Annotated in this window: 17 protein-coding genes; 6 read left to right on the plus strand and 11 right to left on the minus strand. The window is 54.8% G+C overall.

Going from position 1 to position 22,292, the window contains the following annotated elements; translation table 11 throughout:
• The first annotated feature begins 1 nt into the window (after nt 1).
• From TA5113_RS13015 to TA5113_RS13025, 3 genes are all read left to right on the plus strand, one after another.
• On the plus strand, nt 2-859 hold the full coding sequence (locus TA5113_RS13015) for an outer membrane protein assembly factor BamD (protein WP_058314453.1): 858 nt from the start codon (nt 2-4) through the stop codon (nt 857-859).
• A gap of 19 nt (nt 860-878) precedes the next feature.
• Nucleotides 879-2,528: a DNA repair protein RecN gene (gene recN / locus TA5113_RS13020; RefSeq protein WP_058314452.1), complete on the plus strand. Its 1,650-nt coding sequence runs from the start codon at nt 879-881 to the stop codon at nt 2,526-2,528.
• A 121-nt stretch (nt 2,529-2,649) separates the two neighbouring features.
• A complete protein-coding gene (locus tag TA5113_RS13025) occupies nt 2,650-4,335 on the plus strand; it encodes a chloride channel protein (RefSeq protein WP_058314451.1) in 1,686 nt (561 codons plus the stop codon).
• On the opposite strand, the gene TA5113_RS13030 is transcribed toward TA5113_RS13025, so the two are convergent.
• The 5 genes from TA5113_RS13030 to cobS form a co-directional block, all read right to left on the minus strand.
• Nucleotides 4,332-5,510: an MFS transporter gene (locus TA5113_RS13030; RefSeq protein ID WP_058314450.1), complete on the minus strand. Its 1,179-nt coding sequence runs from the start codon at nt 5,508-5,510 to the stop codon at nt 4,332-4,334. The two genes, TA5113_RS13025 and TA5113_RS13030, sit on opposite strands and share 4 nt — an antisense overlap.
• Before the next feature lie 80 nt (nt 5,511-5,590).
• Entirely contained in the window at nt 5,591-5,935 is a 345-nt protein-coding gene (locus TA5113_RS13035) for a DUF427 domain-containing protein (RefSeq protein WP_058314449.1), read from the minus strand.
• 92 nt (nt 5,936-6,027) lie between these two features.
• Entirely contained in the window at nt 6,028-7,824 is a 1,797-nt protein-coding gene (locus tag TA5113_RS13040) for an aminopeptidase P family protein (RefSeq protein ID WP_058314448.1), read from the minus strand.
• 112 nt (nt 7,825-7,936) lie between these two features.
• Nucleotides 7,937-9,814: a cobaltochelatase subunit CobT gene (gene cobT, locus TA5113_RS13045; RefSeq protein ID WP_058316768.1), complete on the minus strand. Its 1,878-nt coding sequence runs from the start codon at nt 9,812-9,814 to the stop codon at nt 7,937-7,939.
• Nucleotides 9,815-9,972: 158 nt separating this feature from the next.
• Nucleotides 9,973-10,959 (minus strand): cobaltochelatase subunit CobS, encoded by a 987-nt coding sequence (gene cobS / locus TA5113_RS13050; RefSeq protein ID WP_058314446.1) that lies wholly within the window; start codon nt 10,957-10,959, stop codon nt 9,973-9,975.
• 298 nt (nt 10,960-11,257) lie between these two features.
• On the opposite strand from cobS, the gene msrB reads away from it, so the two are divergent.
• Nucleotides 11,258-11,722, plus strand: coding sequence for a peptide-methionine (R)-S-oxide reductase MsrB (gene msrB, locus TA5113_RS13055; RefSeq protein WP_058314445.1), 465 nt, complete (start codon nt 11,258-11,260; stop codon nt 11,720-11,722).
• An 80-nt stretch (nt 11,723-11,802) separates the two neighbouring features.
• Here msrB and TA5113_RS13060 read toward each other — a convergent pair whose 3' ends face one another.
• Nucleotides 11,803-12,420: a J domain-containing protein gene (locus TA5113_RS13060; RefSeq protein WP_058314444.1), complete on the minus strand. Its 618-nt coding sequence runs from the start codon at nt 12,418-12,420 to the stop codon at nt 11,803-11,805.
• A 73-nt stretch (nt 12,421-12,493) separates the two neighbouring features.
• Between TA5113_RS13060 and TA5113_RS13065 the strand changes: the two genes are divergently transcribed.
• Nucleotides 12,494-12,751: a BolA family protein gene (locus tag TA5113_RS13065; RefSeq protein WP_058314443.1), complete on the plus strand. Its 258-nt coding sequence runs from the start codon at nt 12,494-12,496 to the stop codon at nt 12,749-12,751.
• A gap of 2 nt (nt 12,752-12,753) precedes the next feature.
• Here TA5113_RS13065 and TA5113_RS13070 read toward each other — a convergent pair whose 3' ends face one another.
• From TA5113_RS13070 to pepN, 5 genes are all read right to left on the minus strand, one after another.
• Nucleotides 12,754-13,323 carry a hypothetical protein gene (locus tag TA5113_RS13070; RefSeq protein WP_058314442.1) on the minus strand — a complete coding sequence of 190 codons (570 nt, stop codon included), beginning with the start codon at nt 13,321-13,323 and terminating at the stop codon, nt 12,754-12,756.
• Nucleotides 13,324-13,493: 170 nt separating this feature from the next.
• Nucleotides 13,494-15,008 (minus strand): Asp-tRNA(Asn)/Glu-tRNA(Gln) amidotransferase subunit GatB, encoded by a 1,515-nt coding sequence (gatB, locus tag TA5113_RS13075; RefSeq protein ID WP_058314441.1) that lies wholly within the window; start codon nt 15,006-15,008, stop codon nt 13,494-13,496.
• A 78-nt stretch (nt 15,009-15,086) separates the two neighbouring features.
• On the minus strand, nt 15,087-15,791 hold the full coding sequence (locus TA5113_RS13080) for an HAD family hydrolase (RefSeq protein ID WP_058314440.1): 705 nt from the start codon (nt 15,789-15,791) through the stop codon (nt 15,087-15,089).
• Between the two features lie 116 nt (nt 15,792-15,907).
• On the minus strand, nt 15,908-17,212 hold the full coding sequence (locus TA5113_RS13085) for a hypothetical protein (RefSeq protein ID WP_058316769.1): 1,305 nt from the start codon (nt 17,210-17,212) through the stop codon (nt 15,908-15,910).
• 217 nt (nt 17,213-17,429) lie between these two features.
• Complete coding sequence (pepN, locus tag TA5113_RS13090) at nt 17,430-19,985, minus strand: aminopeptidase N (RefSeq protein ID WP_058314438.1); 2,556 nt, start codon at nt 19,983-19,985, stop codon at nt 17,430-17,432.
• Between the two features lie 149 nt (nt 19,986-20,134).
• On the opposite strand from pepN, the gene TA5113_RS13095 reads away from it, so the two are divergent.
• Entirely contained in the window at nt 20,135-22,273 is a 2,139-nt protein-coding gene (locus tag TA5113_RS13095) for a malate synthase G (protein WP_058314437.1), read from the plus strand.
• Nucleotides 22,274-22,292 lie beyond the last annotated feature (19 nt).

The raw sequence follows: 22,292 nt of genomic DNA on the forward strand, positions 1-22,292 counted from the left end.
AATGGCGTGTCGCGACTCTCGTAAGATTGCAGTTGCAGCAACACTGTCCGTTGCCCTTTTGGCGGGTTGCGGCGGGGGCGGCGGAAATCAACCTTTGTTTGGTGCGCAGGTGCCTCTAGAAAACTACACGGCGGAACAAATCTTTGGTCGTGGTGAGTTTGAGCTCGAGCGCGGCAAGGCCGATGACGCGGCTTTCTATTTCTCTGAAGTCGAACGGCTTTATCCGTATTCCGATTGGGCCAAACGCGCATTGATCATGCAGGCCTATTCTTATCATCAGGATAAGGACTATGAGAACAGCCGCTCTGCAGCACAACGCTATATCGATTTCTTCCCGTTGGATGATGACGCGGCCTATGCTCAGTATCTTCTGGCGCTCAGCTACTATGATCAGATCGACGAAGTCGGTCGGGACCAGGGCCTGACCTTCCTTGCGCTACAATCTCTGCGCAAGGTGATTGAGACCTATCCAGATAGCGAATACGCGCGCTCTGCGGTTCTCAAATTTGACTTGGCCTTTGACCATCTTGCGGCAAAGGAAATGGAGATTGGGCGTTACTACCTGAAGCGCGATCAGTTCGCTGCATCGGTGAACCGTTTCCGGGCTGTGGTTGAAGATTTCCAGACCACAACTCATACGCCTGAGGCGTTACACCGTTTGGTTGAAGCCTACCTTTCCTTGGGGCTTACAAATGAAGCCCAAACCGCTGGCGCGATTTTGGGCCACAACTTCCGCTCGACTGAATGGTATGAGGATAGCTTCCAGCTTCTCACCAATAACGGTTTGAAACCGCGTGCCAAAGGCGACGGTTGGCTTGCGTCCATCTACCGCCAGACCGTCAAAGGCGAATGGCTCTAATCGCGCGAGGCCACTCTAGATGCTGCGTGCCTTAGAAATCCGAGATCTTCTGATCATCGACCATCTGGAGCTGGACTTTCAGCCCGGGCTGAACGTGCTGACCGGTGAAACCGGTGCCGGTAAGTCCATTCTGCTGGACTCCCTTGGTTTTGTGCTGGGCTGGCGCGGCCGCGCTGAGTTGGTGCGCGCCGGGGCCGAGCAAGGCGAAGTGATCGCTGAATTTGAATTGCCAGAGGATCACCCAGCGCATGCAATCTTAGAAGAAGCGGGTCTTCCCGGTGGGCAAGAGCTGATATTGCGCCGTATCAATCGCAAAGATGGCCGTAAAACCGCCTGGATCAATGATCGCCGCTGTTCCGGTGAGGTGTTGCGCACCCTGTCTGAAACCTTGGTAGAGTTACATGGTCAGCACGATGATCGAGGATTGCTGGATCCCAAAGGCCATCGGGACTTGCTTGATCAATTTGGTGGGCTGGATGGCTTGGTCACTGAGACGCGCCAAACTTGGTCCGCTCTTAGCAAAGCAAGAAGAACCCTGCGTGCCGCAGAAGACGCGCTTAAAGCGGTTCAAGACGAAGAAGAGTTCCTGCGCCACGCGGTAAGCGAGCTGGATGCCCTTGACCCGCAGCCTGGCGAAGAAGGTGAACTAGACAGCCGCCGACGCCTTATGCAGGCCGCTGAGAAGGTCAAAGAAGATGTGAGCCGCGCTCACGTTGCTCTTGGTTACGAAGGTGCAGAGGGGGCGATGGGAGATGCGCTGCGTTGGCTTGAGGGCGCAGGCGGTGAGGTTGGTGATGAGCTAGATGAGCCCTTGGCCGCCCTTGGGCGCGCCATGTCTGAACTGGGTGATGCGGTTTCCGGGGTGGAGCGCTGTATGGATGCGCTTGATTTCAATCCGATTGAATTGGAACAGACCGAAGAGCGGCTTTTTGCGATCCGTGGGCTGGCACGTAAGCACAATGTGGTGCCCGATGAGTTGGGTAATTTCGCAGAAGATCTGCGCGGCAAGATGGCGGCACTGGATGCGGGAGAGGGCGAAATTGCGTCTTTGAAACAAGCCGTTGCGGATGCAGATGCTGCATACTCAAAAAAGGCTACCGCACTCAGCGCTGCACGCAAAAAAGCGGCGACACGCCTTGATAAAGCGGTGATGACAGAACTAGCGCCGCTCAAAATGGAGCGTGCGGTTTTCACCACGCAGATCGAGGCGGATACGGCGGGACCTGATGGAACGGATGCTGTTTCCTTCACGGTGGCGACCAATCCGGGCGCGCCATCGGGGCCTTTGGCCAAGATCGCATCGGGTGGTGAACTTAGTCGGTTCTTACTGGCGTTGAAGGTTTGCCTGACCTCTGAAGATCGCAATACCACCATGATCTTTGATGAGATCGACCGTGGTGTCGGTGGCGCAACCGCAGATGCCGTGGGGCGGCGATTGTCCTCACTGGCGCAAGGCGGCCAGATTTTGGTCGTGACCCACAGCCCTCAAGTTGCAGCCTTGGGCGCGCATCATTGGCGTGTTGAAAAACGGGTGCAGGATGAGGTGACCCTTTCTACGGTGACCTCCCTTGGCACCGATGCACGGGTCGATGAAATCGCGCGCATGATTTCGGGCGATAAGATCACCGAACAAGCGCGCAGTGCCGCAGAGGCTTTGCTCGCAGGCTAGCACCTTCGCGCGCCCAATTTTGCAGCGCCGTTACAACATGTGATCGGCGCGCGTTCGGCAAAGCCTTTTCACTGCGCCCTCAAGCGCTTAAAGCTAAGACTTAACCTACCAATAGGACGTCATGGCACATCCGCTCGGATCATTCCTAGCTGACAGCGCTCGACAGGCCGGTCGTGCCTGCCGAGGGGGATGGAAGGTGCTTTTGACCCAAGGGCCAAGCAAATTCCAATTCTGGCTCATTGCGCTATTAATCGGGACGGCGTCGGGTTTTGCCGCGCTCACGTTCCGCCGTGGAATCGAGTGGTTTCAGGGCTTTGTTTATCGCACGGAAAACATCAACCGGTTGCACAGTTTTGCAGAGACGTTGCCGTGGTATTGGATCTTAATCGTCCCAATTCTTGGCGGGCTCGTCGTTGGGTTGTTGTTGGATCGCTTTTCAGACGATGCACGCGCCCAAGGACCTGCGGATGTGATCGCAGCTGCAGCTTTGAACAATGGGCGTCTGAGCCTGCGGGAAGGGTTCGCGTCAATTGCCGCGTCTTTCGTTACGCTAAGCACCGGTGGTTCCACTGGCCGAGAGGGGCCTGTGGTGCATTTCGCCGGAGTCATTTCGACCTGGGTAAGTCAGAAAATTCAGGCCAATGGGATCACGGGGCGCGATCTGCTTGGTTGCGCCGTAGCCGCTGCTGTTTCTGCATCCTTTAATGCCCCCATCGCCGGGGCACTTTTTGCGCTAGAAGTGGTGTTGCGCCACTTCGCAGTACACGCCTTCGCGCCGATTGTGATTGCCTCCGTTGCCGGCACAGTCATTAGCCGCTTGGAATTTGGCAATGTGACCGAATTCATGCTGCCTATGAGCGTAACAGCATTCTACCAAGAGCTACCAGCTTTCCTATTGCTGGGCGGTGTCTGCGGTTTTGTTGCCGTTGCTTTGATGTGGACCATCTTCTGGGCGGAAGACATGGCCCATCAGATCATGACCCACTCACCGTTGAAACGCTGGATGCGGCCGGTGATTTCTGGTGCGATGCTTGGCCTTCTGGCAATCTTCTTTCCACATATCATCGGGGTTGGTTACGAGACGACGTCTGCGGCATTGTCCGGCGAGATTCTTCTCCACGAAGCCATTGTTTTTGTTGCGCTAAAGATCATTGCCGTGGCCATCACGATGGCCGGGCGCATGGGCGGTGGGGTGTTCTCACCAGCCCTGATGGTTGGCGCGCTTACGGGTCTCGCCTTTGGCTTGATTGCAACATCGATATTCCCGGAGGTTTCAGGCTCTCATACCCTTTACGCCTTGGCAGGCATGGGCGGAGTTGCTGCCGCGGTTTTAGGGGCGCCGATTTCGACCACTTTGATTGTGTTTGAGCTGACCGGCGACTGGCAAACGGGCCTTGCGGTGATGGTGACCGTCTCAATCTCGACCGCATTGGGGTCTCGGTTGGTGGATCGATCCTTCTTCCTAACACAGCTTGAACGGCGCGGTTTGCACGTCGCTGCTGGCCCGCAAGCCTATCTGCTTGGCACGCGTTCCGTCTCCAGCATGATGCGCGAGGTTGAGGCCGACAAAGGGGCGACAGAAGAGGCCTGCTGGGCGCTCATTGAACAGAATGTCTACGCCAGCCCTAACGCCACCTTAGAAACGCTGATGCCCATGTTTGAGAACACCTCGACGGCGTTTATCCCAGTCATTCAAATGCGGGGCGAAGGCGCGGGGCCTGAGCTGCTTGGTGCGGTGCACCACGTTGATGCGCTGAAAGCTTACAACAAAGCCTTGGCCGAAACCGCAGCCGAAGAACACTCTTAAACAAGAACGCTCTGCTTGCTGCGCAGTCCCGCAAGGATCACATGCACCGTGATGGCTGCACTGAAGCAAACCACTAACATGCCGTAGATGCTCCAAGTGCCAAAGGCCGTGAACAGCGCGAACATGATGGGCGTGCTGACCAAATTGCCCATATTGCCCATTTGGGACATGGCCCCATTGGCGAGCGCTTGATCATTGGCGGTTTTGTTCAATTCCGGGAGCTCTGCAAATGCTGCAGATTGGATGATGCCCATGGAGGCAAAGAGGCCAAGCAACATCCAGCCTGATAGGGGCAGAACGAAACCTGACAGGCTGAAGAAAAGCGCGCTCATTAACCCGATAAGAAGCACGCGTACGGCCGATAGATAGCGCAAGAGCATTGCGGCGATGGTGAAAGAAGAGACAATGCCTGCAATCGGCAGAAGAGGCACCAGGACCGTGCGTTCAAACTCTGTCAGAAGCGGCGGGACCACAGTGATCACCGAAACAAAAGTACATGTGTAAAACAGCCAAACCGCCCCCGGCGCAAACTGATACGGGGAGCGGTAGGCCGCCCAATGCCGCTGTATGATCGCTGAAAACGGCGGGAAAGGCACGCGCTCTGCGGTGCCGCTTGGCAAGTAGCGGAGCACCAAAACACCGACCACAGCCATGAAAATCCCATGAGCCGCGAAAACGCCGGATGCGCCAAAGCTTGCGATGATCCAGGGGGCAACCGCAGTCGTCAATGCATAACCAACCGCGAAGAATGCGCTCCAAAGGGTCATCGCAAGGAACCGCAAACTTTCTGGCGCGATCAATGCAATCAAGGTCGGGGCGGCAACAACGATGCCCAGATGTGACATGCCTTCAAGCAGTCTGCCGATCATGAAGATTTCTATCGGCGGCAGGAAGGCTTGCACTGCAGACAGCGCGCCACCTCCAAACAATGCCCACAAGAGCATGCGACGAAACCCGTAGGAAGCCACCAGTAGCCCCGCAACAAGACCCAAGAGAACGCCAAGAAAACTAATGGAGGATAACATCAGCCCTAGCACAGTGTCGGATCCGTTATAAGCGGTGCGCAGCCCGTCCAAACTGACGGTGACTTTGGCAAATTGCATCGCCGCCCCAAGGCCTGCGCTCCAGAGGATCAGGATGAGAATAAGAGGGCGTGTCGTGGTCTTCGGGGGCATAATGCTGATACTAATTCTTGGGATAAAAACGCAAAACGGGGCGTGAGCGCCCCGTTTCACTCGTAACGATTTTGATAGGGTCAGATCTGTTCGACCGCAACCTCTTCGCTTGTGTAGAACGCAAGATAGTCTTTGATTTCTGCCACAGCTTCTTTCGGTTCTTCATAGGACCAAACAGCATTTTCGATCGTTTTGCTTTTTGTAACAATCGAGAAATAGCGCGCATCACCCTTATGCGGGCAGTGGGTTTTGTTATCGCTTTCGTCCAAAAACGCCATAGCGATGTCTTCGCGTGGGAAATAGATGACTGGCGGGTAATCACCCTCTGTCAGCTCGAGCGCGTTTGCAGTCTCTCCGAGAACGGCGCCTCCGGCACGAACGGTCCATTTTCCTGGCGCTTTGCGAATAGTGATATAGCTGTTCATCGTCGTTTCCTCGGTCCTCAAAACTTGGCGGTATCCTATGACAGATAAACTGTTACAGGAATATGTCGGTCTGCCTCAGGGAGGCGTTCGTATTAAAGCGGTTTCGTTGCCTGCGTGAGCCACGCTTTGGCTTCGTCATCGATCCGATCCACAAGTTTGTCGTAGCAATCTTGGTGGTAGGCATTCAGCCAATCTCGTTCGGCTTGGGTCAACATATGTGCTGAAATCAAGCGGCGATCAATCGGCGCGTAGGTTAAAGTTCTAAACTGGAGCATGGCGCGGTGGCTGTCGGCTCCGTCAAGGATGGGCGCTTTTTCCACCACAACAAGGTTTTCAATGCGAATGCCGAACGCGCCTGGTTTGTAATACCCAGGTTCATTTGACAGGATCATACCCGGCTTCAGCGGTACATCGCTGACTTTGCTCAGGCGCTGGGGGCCTTCATGCACACAAAGATAAACCCCAACCCCATGTCCAAGACCGTGATCAAAATCAAGCCCTGCTTGCCACAGCGGGACACGGCCCACGGCCTCTAGGTCACGCCCAGCTAGGCCAGCTGGCCAGCGAAGTTCAGACACGTTGATCATGCCTTTCAGAACAAGCGTGAAAGCACGCTTTTCTTCTTCGCCGACAGGGCCAATGGGCAATGTGCGAGTAATATCCGTCGTGCCGTCCACATATTGCCCGCCGCTATCAAGCACCATGATCTCGCCGCTTTGCAAAACGCGCGCAGTGTTGTGGGTGACGCGATAGTGGATCACAGCGCCATGCGGGCCGGTGCCAACGATTGAGTCAAAACTGATGTCGCGCAGTGCGCCGGTTGCTTGACGATAACCTTCCAGCTTTTCTGCGACGTCAATTTCATTGATCCCGCTTTCTGAATGCGCGTCAAACCAAGCCAGAAAATTGACCATTGCCGCGCCGTCTCTCAGATGTGCCTCTGTGGTGCCATCTAATTCGGCTGCATTCTTGCAGGCTTTTGGCATTGCACAGGGATCAGCGCCATAGCTGATGTCGATCCCTTTTGCTGCCAAAATGGAAGCAATAGCCATTGGAGCGCTGCTCTTGTCCAAAAGAACGGGGCCATGAAGCCCGCCCAGGCGGTCAATGAAAGTGTCCGGCGCAAAAACAGACACGTCTGGGCCAAAGTGATCTGCCAGATCTGCTACCTTGATCGGGTCCACAAATAGATCGACCTTCCCGTCGCTGTGCAAAACCGCAAAGGCCTGCATGACCGGGTTTCGCGGAATATCTGCGCCGCGAATGTTGAGCAGCCAGCAAATGCTGTCGGGCAGGGTGATCACCGCTGACGCACATCCATTTGCCCGAAGGCTTTCACCAAGCCGCTTGCGCTTCTCTTCATGGGGTTCACCCGCGAATTCAATCGGCTGCGCAAAGGCCTTTGCTTGTGGCGCCGCTGGTTGGTCATCCCAAACCGCATCAATCAGATTCGCAGACGCAGTCAGCGCAATGTCGTGGCCTTGCAGGGTTTTGGACAGTTGCTCTACCTGATCAACCGTGTGCAACCAAGGGTCAAACGCCAGTGAACCAGACGGAAGCTTCTCTTTGACCCAATCGCCAAGTTGAACCCCTGGCCAATCGACCGGCGTGAAGACATCTGCCACTTGATCGCGCACTTGCAGGCGATAGCGTCCATCGACAAAGACACCGGCGATGTCTTGTAAAACACAGGCAAAACCAGCCGACCCGGTAAAACCGGTGAGCCATGCGAGCCGGTCGTCGCGTGGTGCTACATATTCGCCCTGATGTGCATCCGCTTTTGGGACCAGGAAGCCGTCTACGCCAGCCTTTTGCATTGCCGCTCTGAGAGCGGTCAAGCGGGCAGGGCCGTTGCTGGGATCAGCGCTGGTTTCAAAGGATTGGAACATCAATGGTCTCGCGAGAAAACTGGAGGCCTATTGGTAGCGATCACATTGGAACAGGTCTAGCCCTTTGCGACAGGATTTCTAGGGCGCGCGAACTAACGTCGCGGCGCGGGCGTCAGCGACGTCCAATTCCCATCACGCGCGCACGGGCACGGGGGTCTGAGTCAAACAAGCTTGCCAATTGTTCCGTCATGGCACCTGCAAGCTGCTCCACGTCAGTGATCGTCACAGCCCGCTCATAGTAGCGGGTCACGTCGTGACCGATACCAATCGCCAGAAGTTCCACCAGCTTGCGTTTTTCAACCATCGCGATCACGTCACGCAGGTGTTTTTCCAAATAATTCGCTGGGTTAACGGACAAAGTTGAGTCATCCACCGGCGCGCCATCAGAAATCACCATCAGAATTTTGCGGGCTTCAGGACGGCCCACCATGCGGCGGTGCGCCCATTCCAGCGCTTCGCCGTCGATGTTTTCTTTCAGCAGGCCTTCTTTCATCATCAAGCCCAAATTCGGACGGGTCCGGCGCCAAGGGGCATCGGCTGATTTATAGATGATATGGCGCAGATCGTTCAGACGGCCCGGTTGTTGCGGCCGCCCATCCGCCAGCCATTGCTCGCGGCTTTGGCCACCTTTCCAAGCGCGTGTTGTAAAGCCGAGAATTTCGACCTTCACGTTGCACCGCTCTAGGGTGCGCGCCAGAACATCCGCGCAAATTGCAGCGATAGAGATCGGACGACCGCGCATGGAGCCTGAATTGTCCAAGAGCAGCGTCACGACGGTGTCGCGGAACTCGGTGTCTTGCTCGACTTTGAAAGACAAAGGTGTGGTTGGGTTTGCCACAACCCGCGCCAAACGACCCGCATCAAGAATACCTTCTTCCTGGTCAAAGGACCAAGAGCGGTTTTGTTGCGCTTGCAAGCGGCGCTGCAATTTGTTCGCCAATCGACTGACAGCGCCTTTCAGCGGTTCAAGCTGCTGATCCAGATAGGCACGCAGACGTTCCAGCTCTGCTTGCTCAGCCAGATCTTCGGCCATGATCTCTTCGTCAAACTCAGTGTTGAAAACCTGATAGTCTGGATCGGCATCGGAAATCGGCTGCGGGGCAGGCGGCTCTAATGGGGCCTCCCCATCGGGCATTTCCGCTTCTTCAGCGAAGTCATCATCGGACATATCGTCCATGGTGACCTGAGCTTCAGAGCTGTCTTGTTGGTCTTCTTGAGTGGACTCGGGCGTTGCTTCGTTATCTTCGTCGTCGCTTTGGTCTTCGCCGGTGGAGTCTGGATCATCTTCTTCGTCGGGCTGTTCTTCCGCCTCGTCGTTTTGATCTTCTTCCAACTCATCGGGGTCATCGCCCAGCTGATCGCCATAGCCCAGCTCTTCGATGATCTGGCGCGCGAATTTTGAGAACTTCGCCTGATCCGACAGCATGCCGTCCAGATTGTTCAGCATGTCGCCGTTATTCTGTTCAATGAAACCACGCCACAAGTTCATGACATTGTCAGCCGCAGGTGGCAGGTCGCGTCCGGTGGCCAGATGGCGCACCAGATAGTTTGCCGCCATATCCAAAGGCGCATCCGCAGCATCGGTGATCTTATCGAAGTTGCGCCCAAGCGCTTCGTTTTCGATCTTGGCGTCAATATTGACCGCAGTGCCGGGCATATCCCGAGCGCCCATGGCTTCACAGCGGGCCACTTCTAAGGATTCAAACAATTGCCGCGCCATGCTGCCGCCCGGAGGGGCATAGCGGTTGAAGGTTTGATCACTGTGGTAACGACGGTGCAAGGCGAGGCTGTCTGCGGTGCCGCGCGCCAGCATGACCTCATCGCGGGTCATACGGCGGGAAATCTGAGGCAGGCGCATCTGATCGCCGGACAGGCCAGATGGATCGACGGTATAGGTCACAGCCAGTTCAGGGTCATGAGCCATGACCTTGGTCGCCTCAGCCAGCGCCTTTTTGAACGGATCTGCCGGGTTGTCAGATGGTTTTGACATGCCGCCTATTTCCTCTGTGCTTGCGCACGCTCGTCCCCAAACTCAGATTACCCTTTCCACTTGCGGTGAGGGCAACGCCCGGCCCGCGGGTGGGTGCAAAGCGCCCGCCCATGGGGGGCGGGTCGGGCGCTGCCCGGCCTAACGACCGGGCGGGTCATTTAACCCAAGCTCATGCTTGCCGCAGATTCCGGCAGCTCTTCGTCAAATAGACGCTGGTAGAACTCGGCAACGGTCTGGCGTTCCAGTTCGTCACATTTGTTCAGGAAGGTCAGACGGAAGGCATAGCCCACATCGCGGAAGATCTCAGAGTTCTGCGCCCAATTGATCACGGTCCGCGGGGACATCACGGTGGATAGATCGCCATTCATAAACGCGGTCCGAGTGAGATCCGCCACAGTCACCATCTGACGCACAGTCTTGCGACCCGCCTCGGTGTTATAGTGCGGTGCCTTGGACAGGATGATGTTGGTTTCCGCATCGATGCTCAGGTAGTTCAATGTGCTGACCAAAGACCAGCGGTCCATCTGCGCTTGGTTGATCTGCTGCGTGCCGTGATAAAGACCTGTGGTGTCCCCCAGACCAACGGTGTTGGCCGTTGCAAACAGACGGAAATGAGGGTGCGGGGTGATGATCTCGTTCTGGTCAAGCAGCGTCAGCTTACCGTCTGTTTCCAGAACACGCTGGATCACAAACATCACGTCCGCGCGGCCCGCGTCGTATTCATCAAACACAATCGCAACCGGGTTGCGCAGCGCCCATGGCAGGATGCCTTCGTGGAATTCAGTGACCTGCTTGCCGTCTTTCAGCTTGATCGCGTCCTTACCGATCAGGTCGATCCGGCTGATGTGGCTATCAAGGTTCACACGCACGGACGGCCAGTTAAGGCGCGCAGCAACTTGTTCGATATGGGTGGATTTCCCTGTACCGTGGTAGCCTTGGATCATCACTCGACGGTTGTGAGAAAAGCCCGCCAGGATCGCCAGTGTGGTATCTGGGTCAAACTTATAGGTCGGATCAATCGGAGGCACCCGGTCCGTTGGCTCCGCAAAGCCTTTGACTGTCATGTCTGTGTCGATGCCAAACACCTCGCGAACGGAAATGTCCTCGGTTGGTTTTGCGGTGATGTCGATCATGCCGTCAGCCATGTCGCGGGATCCTTCTTAAATCGCGAAGCGTCGCGTCTTTGTCTCAATCGTTTGGGAGGCAACATATCGCGGGCTTTCCCGAGGGAAAGGGTAAAAGCGACGAAACCCTGCGGAACAAGACGAAAAACAGTGACTTTTGTCTGGGTGGACTCATAAGCAGTCTGAATTGGTCTGTCGAGACAAGAGGACAGGGGCACTGCAGCATGGCTCACGGGCTTGTGAGCGTTGTTTTCTTGTCAAATCGCAGGGTTAAGGGGAGACTCTGGGGTAGGGACAAAGTTTTAAGTGAGGAAACGTGATGAAACGGCGTGACATGCTAACAGGATCTGCCGCTTTTGCGCTGGTTGGGACGGGTTCTGCAACGGCTGCGGGGAGCTTTGAAATCACCCGCACGGATGCGGAGTGGCGCGCGATGCTCAATGGGCTTGAGTATAAGGTCATGCGTAAGCATGGGACTGAGAAAGCGTTTTCCTCACCGCTGGATAAGAACTGGGCGAAAGGCACCTATTATTGCCGCGGTTGTGACCAAAAGCTCTATTCTTCAAAGCACAAATTTGACAGCGGCACTGGGTGGCCGAGCTTTTATAAGGCTTTGCCAAAAGCAGTGGGGACGCAAGAAGATCGCTCTTGGATCCGGGTTCGCACAGAAGTGCATTGCAGTCGCTGCGGCTCGCATTTGGGTCACGTGTTTAACGACGGGCCTAAACCAACGGGAAAACGCCATTGTATCAATGGCGTGGCCTTGGTGTTCAAGGCGGCTTAAGGCGCGTTCGATAAATGATGTAGGGTGGGGTTATACCCCACCTTTTTTACAAGCGGTAGATGGTGGGGTGAAACCCCACCCTACTTGAAGCTTGTAGAGTCTTTGATCTGATCCCAAGCCCAAACAACTTCTTGCAGCTGTTCTTCTTGGCTCCGGTCGCCCCCGTTCATGTCTGGGTGCAGAACTTTGATCAGTTTCTTATAGGCCTTACGGATATCGGCCTTCGACCAGGTCGCTTCCGCCTCCAAAATATCAATCGCACGCTGTTCAGTAGGTGGCAGACGGCGCCCCGCAGAACGTCCCGGGTTCTGGGTCGCATTGCCACCTAGAACCTGATGGGGGTCTTCAATGCCAAGACGCGCCCACGCACGTGCCTCTGGGTCAACAAATTGCTTTGTCTCGCGTTCCCAAACTTTGTCTTTGGATTTCTGTGCGTTGGTCTCGGCCTCAGTTTTGCCGTCAAAGAAGCTCCATTGCGCGTTATACTCGCGCACGCATTCTTTGCAGAACCAGCGGAATTCATCCAATACATCAGGCGCTTTCGGCGCGCGGTATTTGCCCGGCTTTTCACAACCCGGTTTCTCACAAACCCGGGTGGATGTTGTGGATTCACCAGACATGCCGCGGCGGCCCCGAGGGTTTTTCTTCTTCGCAGAAGACACGGACATATCGAATCCGAAGGGATCTGGTTTAGGCATTCTCTCACCTTTTCGACTCGGAGCGGAGAGTTTAATCTATTGGGCGCGAGATTGAAGAGGGCAGGTCAAAAAAATGAGCGTAAGAGACGAAATTTATGAGCGATTGTCCGCCGCTTTCACACCGAGTGAGTTGGTGGTTGTGGATGACAGCGAGAGCCATCGGGGCCATGCGGGGTATCAAGAGGGCGGTGAAAGTCATTTCAACGTAAAGATACGTGCGCAAGCCTTTGAAAGCATGTCGCGAATTCAAAGGCATCGGGCGGTGCACGCTGCGATTGGTAAAGAGCTTGTCGCACGTATTCATGCGCTTGCATTAGACATCGACAGCTAAGCTTATTCTGCAGCCATATCTTTTTTGGCTCGTTTCTGGGTTGCTCGCTGACGCAAAGCTGCCGGAAGGTCGCTTGCGCCGGGGCGCGGAGGTGTTGTCGGGTTGGCGGAGAAAAATCCGTCATCTTCGTCCACATCAACCACCGAATTGTCGACCACTGACTTTTCCACCACCGGCTTTGGGCGGACGCGTTTTGGTGTGATGTCTTTGGCGACAGGTAGACCCTCTGCGGTATCTTCCGCGATATCCTGAACAGGATCTACTTTCGGAGCAGGTAGCGATCCTGGCATTGCCGCTTCAAGTTTTGGCTGCTCAGCTTCGGATACCTGCGAGGCAATCTCTTTGGAACGGCGAAACACTAAGACACTTCGATAGGTCGTTGAGGTCGCGGTTAGTCCCGCGCGTTCTTCATGGGGGAGCGTCTCGCTGCGCTGATATTCCCAACCCTCAAGGGCCATGTCGTTCATAACGTCTTCAACGGAAAGGGCAAATTTGTCCTGAGCCCGGCGAACGCCGCGCGCCTTGCGACCCTTCGTTGGGGCCGGAACAACCTTGTATTCAAACCGCTTCATAGCGCGTCTGCCTCTTTTTTTGGACAAGCATACCGGATTTTATCCACAATGTCTGGGGATTTATCCACAGGTTGTGCTCTCTGGCCAAACTGTTGCGCCGAGGTCGCGCCTTTCGGGAACAAAAAAGGTGGACCCGAAGGTCCGCCCGAAATTCAAGAATGGAAAGCTGCTTAGCCCTTGAGCTTCTGCGCCACCAATTGGTTCACCGCTTTCGGGTTCGCCTTGCCGCCCGTGGCTTTCATCACTTGACCAACAAACCAACCCGCCAGTTTCGGGTTCTCTTTGGCTTTTTCGACCTGAGCCGGGTTGGCGGCGATGATTTCATCCAATGCCGCTTCAATGGCGCCGGTGTCTGTCACCTGCTTCATACCCTCTGTCTCAACGATCTCTTCTGGGTCGCGATCCTGTGTGTAGGCGATTTCAAAGACTTCTTTCGCGATCTTGCCGGAAATTGTGTCTGATTTGATCAGATTGATGATCTGGGCCAAACGCGCCGGGCTGATTGGGCAGTCTTTGACGGTTTTGTCGTCTTTCTTCAGGCGACCAAACAATTCGTTAATGACCCAGTTCGCTGCCAGTTTGCCGTCCTTGGCATCTGCAACAACTGCTTCAAAGAATTCTGCATCGCGCGCTTCTGCGGTCAAAACAGAGGCGTCATATTCCGAGAGACCGAAGTCATTCACAAAGCGTGCTTTTTTCTCGTCTGGCAGCTCTGGCAAAGACGCCGCAATGTCATCGACCCAAGCTTGCTCTATTTCCAACGGCAGCAGGTCTGGATCAGGAAAATAGCGATAATCATGCGCTTCTTCCTTGGAACGCATAGACCGAGTTTCGTTCTTGTCTGCATCATACAGGCGGGTTTCCTGATCGACTTCGCCACCGGCTTCCACAATCGCGATCTGACGGCGCGCCTCATATTCAATCGCCGCTTGGATAAAGCGCATGGAGTTCATGTTCTTGATCTCACAGCGGGTGCCGAGATGAGAGAAGTCCTGCGTTTCCATGTATTTTTCATACTGACCCGGACGGCAGATCGACACGTTGACGTCCGCGCGCAGGTTGCCGTTTTGCATATTGCCATCACAGGTACCCAGATAGCGCAGAATCTGGCGCAGTTTGGTCACATAGGCCGCTGCTTCTTCTGGGCCACGGATGTCTGGACGAGAGACGATTTCCATCAACGCAACACCGGTGCGGTTCAGGTCCACGAATGACATGTTCGGGTCCATGTCGTGCACGGATTTACCAGCGTCTTGTTCTAGGTGGATACGCTCAACACGCACTTTGCGCGCCACACCGGGACCCATGTCCACGATGATTTCGCCTTCACCCACGATTGGGTGATAAAGCTGAGAAATCTGGTAGCCCTGCGGCAGATCCGGGTAGAAATAGTTCTTACGGTCAAAAGCTGACTTCAGGTTGATGTCGGCTTTCAGGCCCAAACCTGTGCGCACTGCTTGTTCGACGCAGTATTCGTTGATCACAGGCAACATGCCCGGCATGGCCGCATCAACGAAAGACACGTTGGCATTTGGCTCTGCACCAAATTTTGTGGATGCCCCAGAGAAGAGTTTCGCATTCGAGCTGACTTGGGCGTGCACTTCCATCCCGATGACCAGTTCCCAGTCATGTTTCGCGCCTGCGATGACTTTTGGTTTTGGGGTCTCAAATGTCAGGTCCAGCATCTGCCGTAGCTCCAATGTCTCGTATCAGATGGCGTTCTAGGACAGGGCGGGGGCAGGGGCAAGAGGTAGTCGCCCGCCTCAGGCGTTCATAAACGATGTTCGATGCTTCTCGACAATCTCCAAAAGGCCCTTCAGCGTTCTTATTTCATAGGTTGGCTCTATTGATGAATGGTTTGGCGTCCCATCAGGGTTGTACCAAACGGTCGAGAAACCAGCATGATTGCCTCCGTCAATGTCGGCAATCAGGGAATCCCCGATATGAAGGACTGAGCGTGCTGTTGGACATTCCATTCGCTGCATCATGAAAGCGAAAATTTCGCGATCTGGTTTCCGGTAACCGCAGTCTTCAGCGAAAATGACTTGTTCAAATAGGCCGGCCAAAGGGGTCTTCTCGGGATTGGTGTTTCCGTTTGTAACAGCTACCAAACGATTTTGTTCCCCAAGCGCAATAAGAACTGATAAGGCATCAGGATACAGGTGCATTCGCCCAAATCGAATGTCTGTGAAAATCGCCATCGCTTCTCTGATCAGAGTATCTGCTTCTGCGTGTTCCTTCAGGAAGAAAGAAAACGACCATTTGCGAAGCTCCAAGAGCGACATCGACTGTCCCTGAGAGGTTTGCGCCAGTGCATTCCTTTTGTCTTGCAGGTCCTGCGCATTGACACAGCGTTCACTGTGTCGAGAAATATGTTCTGCCACCAAGGACAGCGCCTCGTGAAGGGTCCGATCAAAATCAAACAAAGTATGATCTAGGTCGAATGATAGGATTAAAGAATTGTGCATGCGAGGCGACTAGCATTGCTTTACCACAACTCAATGACAGCAGGAACTTAGGGTGCAAGATCCCACGCCCCGATGTCTGGTGAAATGGTTCGCAGCAATGCGTGCGGGCACGCTTCCTACGGTTGAATTTCCGTAATCCCGTCTGGACCAAAATGAATGGTCAGCCCCTGTTCCAGACCTTTCATGAATGGCTGCGCCACCGCATTCATTGCAAAGGCACGGCCCTTTTGGGCAAGGCGCTCTAGGGAAACACTGCGCACGCCATTGTCAAAACCCATCTCTGCATGGCCCCAAATCAGTGGGTGCACTTCGCGCAATGATTTGTGGATCACAGTTTCAAACGCCGCGCGCAGGCTTGCCAGTTGCGCGGATCCATTTCCTGAATCACGGTAACGCTGACGTGCTGCTTGCCATGCGCAATAGATCTGCGCCGCCAAAAGGTTGGCGGTGGCCTGATCTGGTTGGCGTTCCAAAATGTCATGCACACCATCTACAAAATAGTCGATGTCGATATGTTCCAAGCCATTTGGATCCGCCAAGATCGCGTCAAACCAAACCCATGTGTAGGCCCCTGCGCCCCAAAGGTCGAAAGTGCGTGCAGCTGTACGGCGGGCTTGCAGATCGAGTGCAGGTAGATCTCCATACCACTGCGGCAGCATATATGTGCCTAGGGCACGCATATGGCGGGGGTTTTCGGGGTCCAGGTCGATAAGATCTTCAAAGTCGTCAGCAATGCGGTCGCCCGGGTGTTCAGTGCCCGGTAGCAGAGCGCAGCGCGCAGCCGTCAGTGCAGGAGAGCCCAGCTCATGGGCGCAAAAACCATCCAGGATCTCTCCAGCACGCGTGAAATGGGCCAAGAAGGCCTCGCGGTTTGCGTCTTGTAGGTCCGCCTCAGAAACCGTTCCGCGCCATGCCCAACCGATATCAATATGCATATGGGCGACGATCAACGCGATGGCGTAATCATCTGGGTTCTCAGACAGCACCATCTCGAAATCTTCAATGCCGTCAAAGAAGTTTGATCCTTTCGCAGGGCGACCATGTAGCAACGCATGTTCAGCCGCACTGACCACATCGGCGCGTGCGCCAAACAGCATAAGGTCAACAACGGGAGTACCCTGTAATGTGGTGTCGCGGGTCTGGTCTGCCATGCGAATACGTTCGCTCAAGGAGTCCCAACGTTCCTGACGGGCCAAGAACTGCGCATTCTCGCGCACTTCATTGTCGGCCTTTAGGCGCATTGTGGCATTGTTCACAGGGATTTTAACGCGATCAATCAAGTCTTCCTCAGACAGGTCCGCATCTGGCAGGAAAGCCAAAGGCGCGGAATCCGTTGGGGTTGAGAATTTACGCAACATTGCCTTGAGAGGCTCTGGAAGGCGTGGCTTCTGCAACACCGGTTTGGAAAAATCGAATTTCATTTCGCGCTCCGTCGTTCTTGGAGCCTTTGTGATGGCCAATTTGGGCACGAAAGGGGCGTCTGGGGGGAAAGTCCCGGTCCATTGCGCGCCAAGGGGTTCGCAATATCGGCGGGAATGGGGCAATTGGCGGTGAAGTGCCGCCTATTGCCATGTTTGAACGGGAATTGTTCCCAATACGGGTACAGTTAACGTGGGGTTAACGCGCGTATTCCGCGAGTCAGCCAAGGATACGTGAGATCATCTCGTTCGTGTCGCGACTCAAGTTTGGTGTCGCCAAAATACGCTCAAGCTGCGCCTTAATCAGCGCTTGCCGCCCTGCGTCATACCGTTTCCAAGTTTGGAAAGCGGTGCACATCCGAGCCGTGGTTTGCGGGTTCAGCGGGTCAAGTTTGATCAACCAATCGGCGAGTAGCGCATATCCGGCACCGCTTTCATGATGGAACCCTGCATGGTTGCCCGCCAGCGCCCCAAGCGTTGCGCGGAACCGGTTCGGGTTTTTCATATCAAAGTCTGGATGTTGAGTGAGCGCCTCAGTCACTTTCGCCGCGTCTTCAGGCTCAGCCAGAGAGATTTGCAAGCCGAACCATTTGTTGATGACCAATCGGTCCTCTTTCCATTGATCATAAAAGGCTTTTACGGCCTCAGCACCCTGACCCTCGCGGACCAATACAGCCAAGGCTTCGAATTGCTGGGTCATATTGTCAGCAGATGCAAACTGCGCTTTTGCGTGAGACAGATCACCGAGTTTTGCCATCAATGACATCGCGGCATTGGCCAGATCGCGTTTCCCGCTGCCTTCTGCGTCAGGTTTATAGGCACCTGTAGGTTGATTGTCCGCATAAAGGGCGGGCAGAATATCTGACAGTGTTTCCGCTTTCGCAGCCAGCAATGCACGTGAGGCGATATGGATCTTTGTTGGGTCCGGGATTTCACCCATGTCTGACAATGTTCCAGCGAGCTCTGTTTCACTCGGATGTTGTATCATCAGTCCGCGATAGGCTGGGTCCAAGCTTTCATCCGTTACGACACGACGCAGACCATGCAAATAGGCAGGGCTTGGGGCAGCATCCTTAAGGATCATGTTGATCAACGTGTCGCGGGCGAGGTCGCCGCCTGCTTCCCATCGGTTGAATGGGTCCGTGTCATTAGCCAAAAGAAACGCCCGGCGGTCGTTGTCGATCTCTTGTTCCAAAATCACTGGCGCTGAGAAACCTCGGAGCAGGGATGGCACAGGACGCGCGTCCAAGCCATCAAAGGTCAGGCTTTGCTCTGCGTGTGTCAGTTCAATAACATGCGTAGGGTGCGTCTCTTTCCCGCCCGGCGCGAGCAGGCCCAGCGCGATGGGGATCACGCGTGGGTCTTTGATGTCCTGACCCGGTGTTGGCGCGGTGGATTGAGAAAAGTGCAGGGTAAAAATGCCATTCTCAGCATCCCACTCTTCTTTCACGGACACTTTCGGCGTGCCGGACTGGCTGTACCAGCGTTTGAACTGCTGAAGATCACGCCCCGTACTGTCCTCAAACACCTGAATCCAGTCTTCAATCGTAGCCGCATCGCCATCATGGCGCTCAAAGTAAAGGTCCAACGCTTTGTAGTAAGCGTCATGACCCACAAGGGTCTTGAGCATGCCAATGACCTCAGCACCCTTTTCATAGACGGTCGCCGTGTAGAAGTTGTTGATCTCTTGGAATTCTTCCGGACGCACTGGATGCGAGAGTGGCCCCTGATCCTCTGGGAACTGACGGGCGCGCAAGGCAATCACGTCATCAATACGCTTGACCGGCTCGGAACGCATATCTGAAGTAAACTGCGCGTCGCGGAAAACAGTCAGGCCTTCTTTCAAACACAGCTGGAACCAATCGCGGCAGGTGATACGGTTGCCGGTCCAATTGTGAAAATACTCGTGCGCGATGATCGCCTCGATACGCTCAAAGTCTGCATCGGTTGACGTGGCTTGAGAGGCGAGGACACAGGAGGAGTTGAAAATGTTCAGCCCCTTATTCTCCATCGCGCCCATATTGAAGTCATCCACGGCGACGATGTTGAATATGTCGAGGTCATATTCCCGGCCATAGACATCTTCGTCCCATTTCATGGAATCTTTCAGCGCCTGCATGCCAAAGGCGCATTTGTCTTCATCGCCGGGACGCACCCAAATATTCAGCTCGACATCTGTGCCGGTGCGGGTGGTGAAGCTGTCAGGGTGATTGATCAAATCCCCCGCTACCAATGCAAAGAGATAGGCCGGCTTTTTCCAAGGGTCAGACCATTCCGCAAAGCCTTCGCCCGATGCTCCGGGGTTGCCATTGGACAGCAATACCTTTTCAGAACCTTCAATGCGCACATCAAAGGTCGCCATCACATCAGGGCGGTCCGGGTAATAGGTGATCTTGCGAAAGCCCTCCGCTTCGCATTGGGTGCAATACATGCCATTCGACATATAAAGCCCTTCAAGAGCCGTATTGGTGGACGGCGAAATCTCGACCTCTGCTTCCCACGTGAAGGGCGCATCTGGAGCGTCCACAGTTAGGCCTTCGTCGGTAACGGAGGGAGACACCTCTTTGCCGTCAATCGTAGCAGAAATCAGCTTTAGTTCTTCCCCATGTAAGAAGAAGGTCCGGTCTGTGGCCTCTGGATTTGGGCGAAACGCAATTTTTGAAAGCACGCGCGTTTCAGTGGGGTGGAGCTTGAACGTCAACTGCACCGAGTCGATCACATACCCAAAGGGTGTATAGTCTTTTAAGTAAATGGTCTGAGGGGCGGCGTCGCGCATAGGGTAGCTCCGGCTTAAATGTCGTTGAATAGGTGTAATGGGTGACGCCAGAGCTGCAAGCGGAATTGGTGCGGGACAGACGTCAATTCGTTGTGTCTCCCATCAGGCCCGCGTAAGCATAACCAGAAAAATTCTGACAGGAGAGACAGATGGCACGTGTTGAGATCCACGGAATGCAAGTTGCGGCGAAATATGCGGCCTTTATTGAGGCCAAAGTTCTGCCGGGCACCGGGGTGTCATCTGAAGCGTTTTGGGCGGGGCTCTCAAAGCTGGCCCATGAGTTCGGCCCTGAGAACCGGGCGCTTTTGGAAGAGCGCGAAGAGATCCAGCAGCAGATTGATGCATGGCATTTGGAGCGCAAGGGTCAGGATCATGATGCGGTTGCATACAAGTCCTTCTTGCAAGAGATCGGATATCTTGTGCCCGAAGGGGATGACTTCCAGATCGAGACGCAAAACGTTGATCCGGAAATCGCGACTGTGCCGGGGCCACAGTTGGTGGTTCCAATCACCAATGCGCGCTACGCGTTGAATGCTGCCAATGCTCGGTGGGGATCACTCTATGACGCATTATATGGAACCGATGCGCTGGGCGATGCGCCGAGTGCCGGGGACTATGACGACAAGCGCGGTGCAAAAGTTGTCGCTGCCGCGAAGGCTCACCTAGATGAGGCTGTGCCTTTTGATGGGATCGCTTGGGCCGATGTCACCGGCTTTGACTTCCGCAAAGGGGTGTTTGTTGCTGTATCGGGCGAAAACAGTGCGCCTTTGATGGATGGGGGCCAATTCGTCGGGATTACCGAAGACCTCTCTGAGCTGCTTTTCAAAAAGAACGGCCTGCACCTGCGCGTTGTGATCAATCCGAGCAGTGTGGTGGGTAAGTCCGACCCCGCGGGGATCGCAGATGTGATCGTCGAAAGTGCGGTCTCTGCGATTATGGACTGCGAGGACTCTGTGGCCTGCGTGGATGCCGAAGACAAGGTGCTGGCCTATTCCAATTGGCTTGGACTGATGAAGGGCAATCTTGAGGCGAGTTTTGAGAAGGGCGGCAAGACAGTAACGCGCAAACTTAATGATGATCTGACATTCAATACGCCAAAGGGAAAGAAAGTCGTCCTTAAAGGTCGCGCGTTGCTTTGGATCCGCAATGTGGGTCACCTGATGAGCAATCCCACGGTGCTGGATCGGGACGGCAATGAGATCATGGAGGGGCTGCTGGACGCCCTCACCACAGTCCTGATCGCGAAACATGACTTGCAGCGTGATAGCGGGAACTCGGTGCATGGTTCGGTCTATATCGTGAAACCAAAGATGCATGGGCCAAATGAGGTGGCTTTTGCCGACCGTATCTTTGATGCCGTGGAAGAGATCCTCGATCTGCCGCCTCACACCGTAAAGATCGGCATTATGGATGAAGAGCGCCGAACTTCAGTCAACCTGAAAGAATGTATCAGAGCGGCGAAATCTCGGGTGGCATTCATCAACACAGGCTTCTTGGATCGCACGGGGGATGAGATCCACACCTCTATGGAAGCAGGGCCATTCTTGCGCAAAGACGATATCAAGGCGCAGGAATGGATTGGTGCCTATGAAGCGCTGAATGTGGATATCGGTCTGGAATGTGGCCTAAAAGGCAAAGCGCAAATCGGCAAAGGCATGTGGGCGATGCCTGATATGATGGAAGCCATGCTTGAGCAAAAGATCGGGCATCCGCAATCTGGTGCCACCTGTGCCTGGGTCCCAAGCCCCACCGCGGCGACGCTGCATGCGCTGCATTACCACAAGGTAGATGTGCTTGCCCGTCAGGATGAGCTTAAGGCAGGAGGACGACGTGCCTCTGTCGATGGTATCCTAGCGATCCCATTGGCTGATGGGGCCAATTGGTCCGAAGAGGACATCCAACGCGAAGTGGAAAACAATGCTCAGGGTATCCTTGGCTATGTGGTGCGTTGGGTGGATATGGGGATCGGCTGTTCCAAAGTACCTGACATAAACAATGTTGGTCTAATGGAGGACCGCGCCACTTGCCGTATCAGTGCGCAGCACCTTGCCAACTGGCTGCATCACGAGGTTGTCGGCCAGCAAGAGGTCATGGCGGCCTTTCAGAAAATGGCTGCGGTCGTGGATAGGCAGAATGCAGATGACCCAGACTACAAACCTATGGCGCCGGGATTTGAGGGTGTTGCGTTTCAAGCGGCCTGTGATCTTGTGTTTAAGGGCAGGGCGCAACCTTCCGGGTATACGGAACCAGTGCTTCATGCGCGTCGCTTAGAGCTCAAGGCAACCTAGTACACAGAACGAAATTACG

Origin of the sequence: Cognatishimia activa (assembly GCF_001458335.1) — a bacterium.
Lineage (GTDB): Bacteria > Pseudomonadota > Alphaproteobacteria > Rhodobacterales > Rhodobacteraceae > Cognatishimia > Cognatishimia activa.

Coding starts and splice junctions, on each gene's coding strand:
- TA5113_RS13015 (WP_058314453.1), top strand. CDS start 2: ATGGCGTGTCGCGACTCTCGTAAGATTGCAGTTGCAGCAACACTGTCC.
- recN (WP_058314452.1), top strand. CDS start 879: ATGCTGCGTGCCTTAGAAATCCGAGATCTTCTGATCATCGACCATCTG.
- TA5113_RS13025 (WP_058314451.1), top strand. CDS start 2,650: ATGGCACATCCGCTCGGATCATTCCTAGCTGACAGCGCTCGACAGGCC.
- TA5113_RS13030 (WP_058314450.1), bottom strand. CDS start 5,510: ATGCCCCCGAAGACCACGACACGCCCTCTTATTCTCATCCTGATCCTC.
- TA5113_RS13035 (WP_058314449.1), bottom strand. CDS start 5,935: ATGAACAGCTATATCACTATTCGCAAAGCGCCAGGAAAATGGACCGTT.
- TA5113_RS13040 (WP_058314448.1), bottom strand. CDS start 7,824: ATGTTCCAATCCTTTGAAACCAGCGCTGATCCCAGCAACGGCCCTGCC.
- cobT (WP_058316768.1), bottom strand. CDS start 9,814: ATGTCAAAACCATCTGACAACCCGGCAGATCCGTTCAAAAAGGCGCTG.
- cobS (WP_058314446.1), bottom strand. CDS start 10,959: ATGGCTGACGGCATGATCGACATCACCGCAAAACCAACCGAGGACATT.
- msrB (WP_058314445.1), top strand. CDS start 11,258: ATGAAACGGCGTGACATGCTAACAGGATCTGCCGCTTTTGCGCTGGTT.
- TA5113_RS13060 (WP_058314444.1), bottom strand. CDS start 12,420: ATGCCTAAACCAGATCCCTTCGGATTCGATATGTCCGTGTCTTCTGCG.
- TA5113_RS13065 (WP_058314443.1), top strand. CDS start 12,494: ATGAGCGTAAGAGACGAAATTTATGAGCGATTGTCCGCCGCTTTCACA.
- TA5113_RS13070 (WP_058314442.1), bottom strand. CDS start 13,323: ATGAAGCGGTTTGAATACAAGGTTGTTCCGGCCCCAACGAAGGGTCGC.
- gatB (WP_058314441.1), bottom strand. CDS start 15,008: ATGCTGGACCTGACATTTGAGACCCCAAAACCAAAAGTCATCGCAGGC.
- TA5113_RS13080 (WP_058314440.1), bottom strand. CDS start 15,791: ATGCACAATTCTTTAATCCTATCATTCGACCTAGATCATACTTTGTTT.
- TA5113_RS13085 (WP_058316769.1), bottom strand. CDS start 17,212: ATGAAATTCGATTTTTCCAAACCGGTGTTGCAGAAGCCACGCCTTCCA.
- pepN (WP_058314438.1), bottom strand. CDS start 19,985: ATGCGCGACGCCGCCCCTCAGACCATTTACTTAAAAGACTATACACCC.
- TA5113_RS13095 (WP_058314437.1), top strand. CDS start 20,135: ATGGCACGTGTTGAGATCCACGGAATGCAAGTTGCGGCGAAATATGCG.